This window comes from Methylophilaceae bacterium (assembly GCA_018398995.1).
Taxonomy (GTDB): Bacteria; Pseudomonadota; Gammaproteobacteria; order Burkholderiales; family Methylophilaceae.
This window is the reverse complement of record CP073759.1, coordinates 868436-881191: the sequence shown is the minus strand read 5'-3', so window position 1 is coordinate 881191 and position 12756 is coordinate 868436. Positions and strand designations below refer to the sequence as shown.

Below are 12756 nucleotides of genomic sequence, written 5' to 3'. Positions count from 1 at the left end.
AATTTTATAACTGCATTCAGATAAGATGGTGGTGGTGTTAAGCGGAGATTGGGTATTTTTAATCGTTATAGGCCGCGGCAATTTATCTCAATAAAATGATACGAACATGATTGAACAAAAATTTAATACAGAAAAAGACATTGAAGCGATTGTCATCAGGCCTAATCCTGCAATGCCTTGGCATATCATTAAAAAGATCTATTTATTTTTTGGATGTTTTATTTTGTTAATTACGATTGCCCTTTCTTACGTCAACTTATACTTGGTCATTCCTTTTTATGGCATTGAGTTTATATTTCTAGGCTACGCCCTATATATCACCGCGCTTAAAAGTAAGTTTTATGAAGAGATTGTCGTCAGTGCCTACAATATTAAAGTCCGCTTTGTGATGAAAAAAAACATCGAAGAATATGATTTAGTCAAAGACTGGACGCGTTTTAAATATGAGCCACCAACCAAATTAAGGCGTTCAATACTGTACTTTTTTCATAAAAATAAAAAGATTTTCATAGGACAAATAGTGACGGATGAAGAGCGAGCAGAGCTAAAAAATATAATAAAAAATATAGGGCTTTCCTAGATTTGACCTGCCCTTAATAAGCCAGCCAATATGGATAAAAAAGAACGTCAATGTCAATAATTGCATTTGTAGAATAGAGTTGAATATGGAAAAAATTGCATTAATAACAGGTACCACTGGAGGCGTAGGGCAGTCGCTGTGTAAAAAGCTCATAGCTGATCATTGGCAACTAATTTTAGTCAGTCGCGATCAGCAGCAGCTTGCCTCAATATATGGTAACGATCATATTGGCATAGCAGGTGATTGCACAACCATGCAAGGCGTTAAAAGTATTTTTGAAGAAATCAAAGCAAACAATTTAACACCAACAGCGCTCGCGCATTGTGTAGGTAATATTCATCTTGGCCCATTGCACAGAATGACGGAATCTGATTTTTTAGCTTGTATGCAGGTGAACTTATTTAGTGCTTTTTACACCCTTGCAACATTCGTCGATCATTTAAAAAATCAATCACTGCCGGGAGCCGCAGTCATGGTTTCTTCAACTGCTGCCCAAATTGGCACGCCCAATCATGAAGCGATTGCCACGGCAAAAGGAGGCCTGGATGCATTAGTAAGAAGCGCAGCCGCCACCTATGCAAGTGCGAATATTAGAATTAATGCAGTTGCTCCTGGGATTTTAAACACACCAGCAGCTAAGAAAATTTTAAGCAATGATTTAATGCGTGAAATGGCAGCAAAACAATATCCGTTAAAAGGCATTGGCCATCCAGAAGAGGTTGCCGATTTAATGGCATGGCTGTTGTCAGAATCGGCATCGAGAGTCACAGGTCAAGTATGGTCAATTGATGGTGGCTTTTCGGTGATTAGGCCGATTGTGAAGTAAAAGCAAGTCTGTTACGGTGATGCGCTTTTGCTATTTTAAAACTGATATGGCGCATATTTTTTGAAGATGAATGGATGGAATGCATCTGCTAGCCTTTGCCTATCGTTAAAAATGCTGCATGTTAATTTCATTTTTTCTTGTCTACTAAATGGTTAATGTGTCTTTCAATATCAATGATTAGTCACTGGTGACTCCACACTAGCGCACTTTGCGAATGTTGAGATCAATCTGGTGATGTAAAGCCTATATGTTCATATGCCTATTGCATTGGAGGTGAAGGAACAGAACGATTCACCCAATGATTGCCATCTAGATTAGTAAGTAATTGTCACGGCAATGTGATCAGTATACGTGCCAGCTACGGTATTTGATAATCCAACGTTAGACACTTTGCCATACAAAACATAAGCGACGGATAAGCTATCGCTAGAGGATAAGCCGGTGATAGGAAGGCTGCCTGCGGTGCCATCACCTAAAATAGTGACATGCGTATTGGAAGTGTAGAGATTGTATTTTAGCCCGTTTAAGCCGCTCTTCATCATGCGTTGTACCATGGTGCCATTTCCTTGTGACAGGGTAATGGTGTAGGCAACCGGACCGCCCATGCAATTTAGATTGAGCGCACCAACGCCGGTAATCTCTACTGAAGACAATGGGTTTATCAATCCAAAAAACAACCCTGTTGAGCCAAGCGTGCAACTTACTTCAGCCACACTTAGGGGTATATTAAAAATTAAACTTAAAGTGAATGCAATTGTGATTTTATTTGTCATGATCGACAAGTCACTATGATGATGGCATGTTTATCAGTACTGGCCACTGGGGCAGTTAAATCCGCGTAGCAAGTTTTCTCTTGTGAGGAAACCACCAGGCTATTTTCGTTATTCAGATCAGTTAAATAAACTTCTCCACGTTTAGCTACAAAAAAATACGTATTACTCGGCATTACATGCACCTTTGTACCCATGGGGATGAACGTACCATCAGTGTTGAGTAATCGGATGAGGCGATTATTGGTTTTCTTAACATCCATGCTTGCAAATAGCCCACTACGGGCAAAAGGATTAAGAAAAAGAGTTGTTTTATTAATATCTAAATCAAATGGTAAATCTTCAGCAAGGATTGAAACCTTATTTTGCTGGTAGGGTAAAAGATTGGGCACTAGCGCTAAGCCGCTGGAGTTTGTACGGGCAACCTTGCGGTTACTGAGATAAACATCGACATTAGCTTCGTCAGAGACTTTAACGACCGCAAAACTACCATGTCCAATATGTTGTGATGCAAATGATAGTCCACCAAGAATGCCCAGTGTTCCACTAGTACTGAATCTGATGGATGTATCTGACTGAGATTGACCTGCATCTAGCGTCATTATATTAACTGGTGTTCTAGCAGAAAGGCTTGCCAATAACTGTTGTGCGGGATCGTCACTTGCACGAATGCGGTATCCAATACCAGTACCGTGCACGATGCCCTGATTCAATTCAATGTTACTGTATGTTGCTCCCTCTGCATTTTGAATGCTGGATATTGCTGCATTTCTAGCGTTACTAAACGGTATGTTGATATTTAAGCCGCCTGTCAAATCTTTGTTCTGTCCAAACTGTTTACGCACATATACGTTCAGGTTGATATTGTCTATCAGGGGTATTGATAAATTAGCCGATGCCAATTTAAATGTATCAGAGTTCCAGCTGGATTGACTAATCAGATTGTGACTAATCCATAAGTTTTTATAGAAATTGACGCCCAGCCCCATAAGCAACTTTTGACGCGGTTTTATTTCACCAGCCAAAGCGCCCATCTGTAAAAAACCTTGGTCAAAGTGATCAATTTGGAAGTTTACATTCAAGTTTTTAGACACACGTTCAATGCCGAATATCTGATGCAATCCCGCTTGTTTGTCTGTATTGGATGCGGCTAGTGCGTAATGCATGACTGCATATTGTTGAATGAGGCCAGCAACTCCAATCCCCAATGCTTGCCTGGCTACCTGAAGTTCGGTACGAACTTCCATGGTATAGCCATCACGCCCATGACGATAGGTTTGTGCAACAAAAGGCTTGTTGTATGTATTGCTCGCATAGCCATAATTTCTTCTTTCCATCCCAGCCTCGAACGAGAATTCGTTTAATCCCGCTTTCAGTAAACGCGGCGTTGCGTAATAGCGTTGCATCGTTAAGGTTTCAACACCTAAAATATCTTTTACAACCACATTGATTTGTCCAGCACCTGTTACTGTAGGAAAATTAATGATCTCAAATGGGCCTGCAGTAACTGAATCAGACTGTCTTTTTTGGTTGTTAATTAATATATCAATAGTCGATGGTAAAGCTGCAGAGCCCTTAATTGAAGGACGCGCTGCACTGATAAACCCTTGTTGAAGGCTAAAGTCTGTTGACCAAAGGACCCCGCCGAAACGGACGGGCCGACTCCATGCACCAGCGCTGCTAATAGCATCACCGATGATTAATTTTTCCATGCTTAAAGGCCTGTCTTTTTGGAAGTAAGTTTGCCCGCGAATGCGTCTAGACTGGCCATTCACAGAAGATAACACCAGGCCAGATATGAAAGAACCATGCCGATTGAAAACAACACCTTCAATAAACGCCACATGATTGTTGGCGGCTTGGTTGCCAGTGGACTTTGTTGATGTAAGGTTGTAATTGAGATATGCGCCTAAGGCTGATTTGTTGATTGGGTCCGTAAGAATCAAAGGCTTGCTCAGATTGTTAATACCAAATGAATTGGCTAACGCATCTATCTTAAGCGATTGTAACTGTTTATCGACCACATAACGTGCTCCTTTTAAGGATACAATGTCATAACCGAATCGTCCATGACCCATAGTAGCCTTGGGCCCAGAAAAGTTTAAGTTTGCAGCAATCCAAGCTTTCTCCTCCAAAATGAGTCTACCATTGGCAACTTGCTCTGCGTAAAACAGACCACTGATTATTCTGCGATTGACTTCAATACTTAACAGTAGTCTCTCAGGTGAGTCCATATTTTTATTGGGTAATACCGTTTTTTTGTCAATGTAGTCAGTTGCTGCGTATATAATTTGCGGCTTTACGCTTATTAGCAAAAAAAGTGAAGCGATTAAAGCCTTAACTAACGTTGAAATAGCCTTGGGGTTCACTGATTATTTAAATCTAGGCAGCTCTTTTATGCTGAAGGTTAAAGGGCCTTGATGAGTGATTAACTCGATGCTGTTAGTTTTCTCAATACCAATCATTGTCGGGAACATCCATTGACTTGAACTGCCCGCTAGCAGTGTTTTACTGATGCTACTGGATTCTTTGGCCGTGGCAGATACGGCAGTAAACCTGATAATTTTTGCATGTTGGTTACCTCTATTTTCCATCTGTAAACAACTTTGCCCTTGTATTTGCGATTCACATATTGACCAAACGACTAAATCAACACCACGCAATGGCGCATAGAAAACAGGTAGATTGTGATTAAATCGAAAGCTAAGTCCAGTTTGCTCCACTTTACTGGCGTCCACAGATATATCTTCCAATACGATGCGATACGACTGCTCCACCAAGCTTGGCGTCGGTTTTAGTAAAGCCACTCTAAAAATTTGCGCACTTTGTGGGCCAATACTAACGATTGGCGGAGTCACTATCAGATCGTTAGTGTCTTGTTGAATATCCTGACCATCAATTTGTACCCAAGATAGTGCAAGCGATTGATAGGTGAGTGTTGCGGCAGAATCATTCGTTATGGTAAAGCTGCCGACAGGATTTTTGACGGAAAGATTAAGTTGAATAGGGGAGATAATAACGGAATGTGATACTGGCACCATTAATACAAACAAGCTTAACCCCAAAGCGGTTGCAATCAAATTGCGTTTGAGCTGCTCGGTTAACACTTTAATAGACCAAGGTTAGATTAATCACTTGCGCATAGTTGCCACTAAAAACATGATGTCCCTTGATGACCTTGCCGTAGATGATTGCGGTTTGAGGCGAGCCGGTACCTGTGCCAGTAATAGTGCCAGTCGTATTTGTGATGGCTAATGGAATTGTCATGGCAGCATCGGTATACAGTGTATAGGGAAGTTGATACATGGCAGTTGCAGTTGCAATAGTCGTGTGTTGCATAATTTTAGTGACTTCTGACTCAGTGGAGTACATAGTCCAAGTTGTCTCGCCGTTGCAAGTAACCTGGAGTGACGTGCCAGTATCCGCTGTCGTATCCGTCATGCTGTTCGCATCGTAGATGCCGAAATTAAGCGTGCCTCCACTACCAATCGAACAAGTACTTAATGCTGTCGCTGTGACATTAAGTGTGCCTATTGCAGTTTCAGCTTCTATACTTGTACAAACGAGTAAGAACCAACTAGTGGCGAGTATTGATATTATATTTTTCATGTTAATTACCTAAGTTTGAAATCTATTAAGTCGTAGGCGATTAACCGCTGCTAATCGCTGCTAGAAATCATGGCGGCAATCAAAAAAATAGATTGCCATTAAAGTGAATACAGTTTTCTGTTATTGGATGGGACGAGTCTGATACTAAATACTGAGAACTTACTTAAATAATTGAATATAAATTAAAAGATAAGTCAAATTAGAGGATGTTGTACTATTCATACAGTGTACTCCTATAAGCAAGTAGCGGTGTATTTAATTGAATAAATGGTCAGTAACCACGATTTGCACATCACGGAGAGCTTTATTGAAGGAGGGTAGAACAGGACTTGAACCGGCGGCATCTGCCAATTGATGATCTACAGCGAGTAACATGACGCGAGCGCCAGCTAATCGCAACGCTTCAGATTTTGATTTTACTGCCGCAATGTTGACGCAATATTGACGGTTAGTCCTTTAGCGTAGATTGGGTTAATGCACCATGCAAAAGATAAAAACTCACAAGTGATGGTTGTTGATGATGATGCATTTGACTCATTGCGCTAATGATGTCAAAGCATGCTATCTCAGATGGTTTAACAGTTTTTGTAATTATTCGTTTGACATGCCTTTGCACGTTTTTGTGCAATGCGCATTTGTGCTTTGGTTAATTTTTTTGCAACAGCATCGCTTGCTTTAACAGCATGTGCGTTGCCATTTGCAGCGTCAATGTTAAACCACATATAGGCTGAAATAAAATCTTGCTTAACACCGTCACCGTGTTCATACATGAATGCAATTTTAGATGGTGCTGAGGCATCCCCTTGTTCAGCAGCTAGCTTATACCAAGTGAGTGCTTGCCGTTTATCTTGCGTTACGCCTATTCCATTTGCATACATAAAGCCAATATTGGATGACGCAACAGCGTCACCTTGCTCGGCTGCTTGCTTGTACCACCTAAAAGCTTGTGCATTATCTTGCGCTACACCTTGACCATTTTTATACATAAACCCAAGATTAAATTGGGCATCAATATTGCCTTGTTCTGCCGCCAAGCCAATCCACTTTACCGCTTCTGCATAGTCTTGCTCAACGCCTCGACCATATTGATACATCAGTCCAATTTTATATTGCGCTTCTGCAAGTCCATTATTAGCAAAAGTAGTGAATATGTTAATAGCATCGGCGTAATGACCTTCATCATAAGCCTTTATTCCGTCTTCATAGGTCTGAGCGGCACATCCAGTTAAAGAAATCACAGCTATCAAAAGCACGCTCAGCAATCTCATCTTGTTGTATTGCCTAGCTATTCAGTAAAAAGCAGTAAACCAACGCTAGCATAATAAGCATATTCACCAACACACTCAAAGCGTGTAAAACTTTAAAAGCTTTTGTGTTATTGGCATCACTTGCCTTATTGATAGCGGGGGTCAATACCCAAAGTGATAGCGCAAATAATAGGGCGCTTACAAAGGCAATCACAGCTAGCTGAAAAGACGCTGCAAATACACCCGCTACAACGCATAAAACACCAAGCACAAGATAATACTTAGGGAAAAAATTTCTCACATAAACGCTAGCCCACTCCTGCGGCAACACTTTAAAAATGATAGGCGCAACACACACGCTAAAAAATAACATAACACCTAAAATACCAGCGACTAAATACATACTTAACATTGTTTTACTTTCCAGGTTGTCGATTAAAAATAATTAATTTTTCATCAGGCAATCAACCCAATTGAAAGTTGCATTTAAATGATTGACGCCCTCAAATGCACTGGTTAGATTGAACTTAAGTGATAACAATAGTCATAATGATGAATATCAATTTGATGAGGTGTGGCAATGCAAAAAAGATGGTTATTTTTATTTTTATTGGTTCATGGTTTGGCGCAAGCCAATACCTTAGATGAGGCCAAACTTAAGGTGCAGCAAAAAGATTTTGCGGGGGCTCGCGCTATTTATTTAGATTTAGCCAACGCCGGCGATGCAAAAGCCTGCTTCAATTTAGCCCTAATGTATCACGATGGCGATGGCGTGACGCAAAACATGGAAGAAGCGGTTAATTGGTATAAAAAATCGGCACAATTGAATTATAAAGAAGCGCAGTACACCTTGGCCTCTCTAGTGTTTAATCGTGAAATTCAAAGCATCAGTTATGCCAATGCGGTACAATATTATCAGCAAGCCGCAGAATTAGGCCATATAAAATCTCAGTTAAATTTAGGGATGTTGTACTACCGTGGCGATGTCATCACGCAAGATCTAAACGCAGCTTTAAAGTGGCTAAGCCTTGCGGCAAGCAATAATAACAGCGAGGCCCAGGGCTATTTGGCGCACCTGTATTTACAAGGCATCGCAGTAGAACAAGATATTGTCAAAGCGGCGATGTGGCTAATGCTCGCCACGCAAAATGAAGACAAACGTTTTATCAATAAACACACCAAAATACTCAATTACACAGCCTCTCAAATGAGCCCTGAGCAAAAAGAAGCCGCCATTAAAATGGCAAACAATTGCAAAAATCAAGACTTTATTTCCTGCTGAATTTGGTTAGACAATGCCCTGTAAAAGTAATGATTAAAAGTAGAATGAACAGTAATAGGATATTAACAACGTGCAGCAATCGAAATTGACGCATGGTTAGATTATTGAAGGATTAATAAGATAGGTTAAAGGTTGCTTGCATTAGCCCAACAAACTAGGAAGCTCATTAGCAACATCACCAAGGCGATGTCAAACGTAACGAGCATCAATATTAATAGCAAAAAATCAATGGGGTCAGCAGTCTGAACCCATTGATTGTGGCTTTTTATAGCGGCTCACGCATAACAATTTAGAACTGATATCCCAAAGAAACCAGTCCGCTAGTCTGCTTTACTTTTGAAGAGATATTGACGTCAAGAAAACTAAGCCGTGCGCTATCTTTGCTTTTACCATACCAATACTTGGTCAGATCGGCGCCAATAAAAATATTATCCGATACGAGGTACTTTACACCGATACCCCATAGATTGCCCTCTATTGAGTTATCTAGATTAATATTTTGAGCCTTACGTAAATACGTTTGATCTGCATGCACATAGCCCACTTTTAAAAATATTAAAGCCTTAGAATGAATGTAATAGCCGGGCGCGATATATATGCCCGCGCTATTTTTGATACCCTGCTTAACCGTATCCTGAAAAAAAGTTGCTTTGATATCGTCAACGTCATCATTGCCAAAGTTATAAAATAAATGAATAGAGACATTAAATTTTTGTCCTAAGTCATAACCATAGCCGGCTGATAATTGACCAAAAACATCTTGTTTAGATGCTCCAGGCTGGTCATAAGATGGGGTTCCAGAGACAGACTGAACGTTTTGCTGATAAATATTGTTATTGAGATAGCCGACACCTAAACTGATAGATGGGCCTGCAAATAGTCCTGTTGCCTCTTCTGCATTCACCTGTGAAAAGCTCACCAACAAAGCAACACTAAAAAAAATGTGACACAATTTACTCATAGAAACTTTCAAAATATTGAATGCCGCGAATGGCTTAAGGACTAGTTATTATTGAATACGTTCATTATCTCATGGTTTGCGCAGATCGATGAGGACTGGCCCGGTTAATTCTCAAACTGGGCAAAGCAAGTAGTATAAGCGATGTGTTACGCGACGCTTATATACTAATCAGGGAAACATTTTCCAAAGGCAGGGAGTAATTTTATAGAGCCTTTCAATTTAATTTTTCTTGTTGCTAGACATCGAAATAGTGAAACTTCTTTATTCAGAAATTTAACCCAAGCAATTGAATCTGCTTCACCCTCGAGATTTGGTTTGTCGATATGACCTTCAAAAACTTCCAGTTTCCCACCGTATATTTTAATGGTTATTTTTTGCGCCTCTAGTCCAGTAAAGCTGAAATGATAAGTTGCATTTAGGCCTTTCGATTGCCCTCTCTGGAAACTTAACTTCATGCCTAATATGAAATTCTTAATATTGGTTACTCGACCATTTGACCTGACTACACGAGGCTTTTTATTGGGGAACCTTTTTAATACATGAGCTTCAGCATCAGAATCTTTTGTCACATAGATCTGCTCAGTCTTATTTTGAAATGGCTTTAATACTTCATTAAGATGCTGTTTCTTGTCATTTAAATATTCACCAATGACATTTTCTCCAGCAGGGCATACTGCAACACAGTATGCTGCGTTGTAATTGGGTTTGTAAGATAGGCTTTGCCATCTCAGTACCGTCTCGGGGTATGACACTTTTTCTCTATAATCTTTGGCTGATTTACTGTCAGCTATATCCTCAACCCAGTTCACAAAGCCGCCCATAAATTGCTGGTAGTTGTGCGTATAACAAGATGAAAAATCGAAGTAACCATCTGATTTTATTGCACCTAAAGGACAAGCTGCTACACATAATTTACAATCAAAGCATGGATTGAAATCAATAGGTGTTGATAGCTGGTCAACTTCAGCCTCTATTAAGACCGTGCCCAATAAGATAAAACTACCAAATTTAGGGTGAATTAAATTTCTGTGGATTCCTATTTCACCAAGCCCTGCTTCTTTGGCTACAAGCTTATGAGAAACCACCCAGCCTCGACCGGGAAAGTCCTCTAGCTCCATAGGAAAGGCCATGGCTGGGTTGACTGCTTTAATGCCTTGCTGCTCTAGCTTACTTACTAGGTTTCTTGCGATCTCATCAACTTGAGTGCCGACATGATGAAACTCTAAATTAGCGACTGATCTTTTTAGGGATTTAACTGGCTCTCTATTCATATGGCAAACAATAGATACCAGTGTTTTAGTTTTTGGGAAACATGCATCTATATACTCACGATCCACCTGTATAGCTGGATTTTCAATATTCACAAAGCCATAGTCATCCGCCCCGAGATCGTTTAAAAGATTAGCTAAATCAGTGGCTGCTATTGTTTTAAGGTCAGCCATGTTTTTTTATCATGGTTTTCATGACCATTCCCATCACCATTACTTTTAGATTTCTGAAAACCAACATACATAGTGATAGATATAAAAACTTTGTTAGGAATCCAGGCAGTAAAGTGATTTTTCTACCTAAACACGCAATCGACTGTTTAGCAACATCCTCTGGCTTAAGTGCCATACTGAATTCCATGCCTGCTGCTGCAGCAAACCCGGTATTAATTGGTCCGGAAGCTACTGTGATGACATCTACATTATGTTTTCTCAATTCAAAATAGAGTGCTTCACCTAAAGCTTGCACATAAGCTTTGCTGGCGGCGTAATTTGCTGTGCCAAATGCACCATGGAATCCCAATAGAGAGCTTATTAGAATGATTCCACCTTTTTTCTGATCGGAAAATTTCTTACCAAAGATATGACTAATTTCCATTAATGATCGACAGTTGAGATCAATCAGTTGCTTTTCAACCTTGATATCAGCTTCAACTAAGTTTGTTGAGGTTCCAAATCCTGCAGCGGCAACAATTAAGCCAATATCTAAATGATTTGTTTTTTCGTATAGCGCATTCACTGCATCGTTAGTACTTAAATCTAAATCAACTGAAATACATTCAATTTTATATGTTGAATGTAGCTTTTTAGATAAGTCTTCTAATAAGCTTTTCCTTCTGGCTACTATCACTAGGTTTAAGCCAATCTCGGCAAGCTGCATTGCGAATTGCTTACCTAATCCGTCGGTCGCCCCAGTAACAATTGCCCAAGCGCCATACTTCTTTAAAAAAGTAGATTTGTTCATTATTTCTGTATCCTTATTTTTAGGGTTAAATCACTTTTCTCATTTACCTCAAAAAGTGCCTCTTCAAACTTAGGTGCCCTTAGAGTAGGCCTAATATTATTGGAAACGCCCCATTCCTCTTTAGGGATACCAAGTAGGTTTTTATCTAGAAGCTTGTTGCCGTTTTGGTCATTCATAACAGAAACTGCGTATTTCCCAGATTTCAAATTACTAAAAACAAACGTAGTGCCTGTTGGCGTGTTTTGTGAAAACTGTTGAATTGCTCCTGCGGAATCCATAGGAAATCCATTAGGGTTAGAAAATAGAGCACAACCAATATTTCCATCAGTTGAATCACTTTCAACTTCAACTGTTAGTTCCGCTGCCTTAGCCGTTATATTGTTTAAAGATAGCAATGAAACTAGTATGATTAATAATTGATAGATGGCATTTAAATGCATACACTCTCCCATTTGTTTTATACATATTTAATTTGGTATACTATGCGTTATATTAATTATAATAAATATACTGTCAAGTATAATAATGGTCATGAATCAAAATAAAATTATTCAAGAAAAAAAACGTGGTAGACCATTTGATCCAGTAAAGATAGAGCTGGTCGTTTCCACTGCAAAACGTATGTTCTCTGAAAATGGGTTTGAAAGAACAACGCTTGATGCGATCTCAAAAGAATCAGGAGTCACAAAAAGGACTATCTACAGTCACTTCAACTCAAAAGAAGCGTTATTTGGTGCGACTGTATTAGATAGAGTGAGGGAGGAGTTTTCAATTAATAGTACCGATTTAGATGAGAATAACCCATCGGCTGGCCTGACAATTATTGCCAATCAATTCTTGGGTTTGATAAGAAGAGATGAAGTTTTAGGCGCACATAGAACAATGTTTTCTTGTGCAACAACCCATACTGAGCTTTGTGATAATTTTTATAAAAATGCACCAATGAAAATTCATGCTGAAGTGGCTCAATATTTATCAAAATGTAAGATGCTTAAAATTAAAGATCCTAATATTGCATCAGATCAATTCCTATCATTATTTTTAGGGTTAGATCATATTAAATGTATGCTGGGCTTTGATAAACCAACAAAATCAAAAGATCAGGATCTGATAAAAAACAATATCGATTTTTTTATTGCAGCGTATTCATAATCATCGATTAATCATAGTTAGCTAAGAAAACATATATAACCTGTTGAATACAATAAATGGCGTCAAACACGATTAACTTTTTTAGCTTGAGAGTTAA

General features: G+C 39.4%; 14 protein-coding genes. 4 read left to right on the top strand and 10 right to left on the bottom strand.

Going from position 1 to position 12756, the window contains the following annotated elements:
* Positions 1 to 106 precede the first annotated feature (106 nt).
* Together KFB94_04595 and KFB94_04590 are read left to right on the top strand one after the other, a co-directional pair.
* A complete protein-coding gene (locus tag KFB94_04595) occupies positions 107 to 580 on the top strand; it encodes a DUF2244 domain-containing protein (GenBank protein ID QVL46375.1) in 474 nt (157 codons plus the stop codon).
* Between the two features lie 85 nt (positions 581 to 665).
* The gene (locus KFB94_04590) at positions 666 to 1406 is read left to right on the top strand and encodes an SDR family oxidoreductase (protein ID QVL46374.1); all 741 of its coding nucleotides are present in this window, start codon (positions 666 to 668) and stop codon (positions 1404 to 1406) included.
* A 314-nt stretch (positions 1407 to 1720) separates the two neighbouring features.
* On the opposite strand, the gene KFB94_04585 is transcribed toward KFB94_04590, so the two are convergent.
* The 6 genes from KFB94_04585 to KFB94_04560 form a co-directional block, all read right to left on the bottom strand.
* On the bottom strand, positions 1721 to 2179 hold the full coding sequence (locus KFB94_04585) for a spore coat protein U domain-containing protein (GenBank protein QVL46373.1): 459 nt from the start codon (positions 2177 to 2179) through the stop codon (positions 1721 to 1723).
* Entirely contained in the window at positions 2176 to 4410 is a 2235-nt protein-coding gene (locus tag KFB94_04580) for a fimbrial biogenesis outer membrane usher protein (GenBank protein QVL46372.1), read from the bottom strand. The genes KFB94_04585 and KFB94_04580 overlap by 4 nt, the downstream gene beginning before the upstream one ends.
* Positions 4411 to 4548: 138 nt before the next feature.
* Entirely contained in the window at positions 4549 to 5283 is a 735-nt protein-coding gene (locus KFB94_04575; GenBank protein QVL46371.1) for a molecular chaperone, read from the bottom strand.
* Position 5284: 1 nt separating this feature from the next.
* On the bottom strand, positions 5285 to 5785 hold the full coding sequence (locus KFB94_04570; protein ID QVL46370.1) for a spore coat protein U domain-containing protein: 501 nt from the start codon (positions 5783 to 5785) through the stop codon (positions 5285 to 5287).
* Between the two features lie 575 nt (positions 5786 to 6360).
* Positions 6361 to 7053, bottom strand: a complete 693-nt coding sequence (locus KFB94_04565) for a sel1 repeat family protein (GenBank protein ID QVL46369.1) — start codon at positions 7051 to 7053, stop codon at positions 6361 to 6363.
* 13 nt (positions 7054 to 7066) lie between these two features.
* Positions 7067 to 7444: a DUF4149 domain-containing protein gene (locus tag KFB94_04560; protein QVL46368.1), complete on the bottom strand. Its 378-nt coding sequence runs from the start codon at positions 7442 to 7444 to the stop codon at positions 7067 to 7069.
* Positions 7445 to 7612: 168 nt separating this feature from the next.
* On the opposite strand from KFB94_04560, the gene KFB94_04555 reads away from it, so the two are divergent.
* Positions 7613 to 8314: a sel1 repeat family protein gene (locus KFB94_04555; GenBank protein ID QVL46367.1), complete on the top strand. Its 702-nt coding sequence runs from the start codon at positions 7613 to 7615 to the stop codon at positions 8312 to 8314.
* A gap of 289 nt (positions 8315 to 8603) precedes the next feature.
* Here KFB94_04555 and KFB94_04550 read toward each other — a convergent pair whose 3' ends face one another.
* The 4 genes from KFB94_04550 to KFB94_04535 form a co-directional block, all read right to left on the bottom strand.
* Positions 8604 to 9287 (bottom strand): outer membrane beta-barrel protein, encoded by a 684-nt coding sequence (locus tag KFB94_04550; protein ID QVL46366.1) that lies wholly within the window; start codon positions 9285 to 9287, stop codon positions 8604 to 8606.
* 152 nt (positions 9288 to 9439) lie between these two features.
* Complete coding sequence (locus tag KFB94_04545) at positions 9440 to 10717, bottom strand: SCP2 sterol-binding domain-containing protein (protein QVL46365.1); 1278 nt, start codon at positions 10715 to 10717, stop codon at positions 9440 to 9442.
* Positions 10710 to 11507 carry an SDR family NAD(P)-dependent oxidoreductase gene (locus KFB94_04540; GenBank protein ID QVL46364.1) on the bottom strand — a complete coding sequence of 266 codons (798 nt, stop codon included), beginning with the start codon at positions 11505 to 11507 and terminating at the stop codon, positions 10710 to 10712. The genes KFB94_04545 and KFB94_04540 overlap by 8 nt, the downstream gene beginning before the upstream one ends.
* On the bottom strand, positions 11507 to 11947 hold the full coding sequence (locus KFB94_04535) for a DUF2141 domain-containing protein (protein QVL46363.1): 441 nt from the start codon (positions 11945 to 11947) through the stop codon (positions 11507 to 11509). Before KFB94_04535 ends, KFB94_04540 begins: the two co-directional genes overlap by 1 nt.
* Positions 11948 to 12032: 85 nt before the next feature.
* Between KFB94_04535 and KFB94_04530 the strand changes: the two genes are divergently transcribed.
* Positions 12033 to 12659 carry a TetR/AcrR family transcriptional regulator gene (locus tag KFB94_04530; GenBank protein ID QVL46362.1) on the top strand — a complete coding sequence of 209 codons (627 nt, stop codon included), beginning with the start codon at positions 12033 to 12035 and terminating at the stop codon, positions 12657 to 12659.
* The last annotated feature ends 97 nt before the right edge of the window (positions 12660 to 12756 follow it).

Coding starts and splice junctions, on each gene's coding strand:
- KFB94_04545 (QVL46365.1), bottom strand. CDS start 10,717: ATGGCTGACCTTAAAACAATAGCAGCCACTGATTTAGCTAATCTTTTA.
- KFB94_04535 (QVL46363.1), bottom strand. CDS start 11,947: ATGCATTTAAATGCCATCTATCAATTATTAATCATACTAGTTTCATTG.
- KFB94_04580 (QVL46372.1), bottom strand. CDS start 4,410: ATGGACTCACCTGAGAGACTACTGTTAAGTATTGAAGTCAATCGCAGA.
- KFB94_04590 (QVL46374.1), top strand. CDS start 666: ATGGAAAAAATTGCATTAATAACAGGTACCACTGGAGGCGTAGGGCAG.
- KFB94_04570 (QVL46370.1), bottom strand. CDS start 5,785: ATGAAAAATATAATATCAATACTCGCCACTAGTTGGTTCTTACTCGTT.
- KFB94_04540 (QVL46364.1), bottom strand. CDS start 11,507: ATGAACAAATCTACTTTTTTAAAGAAGTATGGCGCTTGGGCAATTGTT.
- KFB94_04555 (QVL46367.1), top strand. CDS start 7,613: ATGCAAAAAAGATGGTTATTTTTATTTTTATTGGTTCATGGTTTGGCG.
- KFB94_04595 (QVL46375.1), top strand. CDS start 107: ATGATTGAACAAAAATTTAATACAGAAAAAGACATTGAAGCGATTGTC.
- KFB94_04530 (QVL46362.1), top strand. CDS start 12,033: ATGGTCATGAATCAAAATAAAATTATTCAAGAAAAAAAACGTGGTAGA.
- KFB94_04560 (QVL46368.1), bottom strand. CDS start 7,444: ATGTTAAGTATGTATTTAGTCGCTGGTATTTTAGGTGTTATGTTATTT.
- KFB94_04585 (QVL46373.1), bottom strand. CDS start 2,179: ATGACAAATAAAATCACAATTGCATTCACTTTAAGTTTAATTTTTAAT.
- KFB94_04565 (QVL46369.1), bottom strand. CDS start 7,053: ATGAGATTGCTGAGCGTGCTTTTGATAGCTGTGATTTCTTTAACTGGA.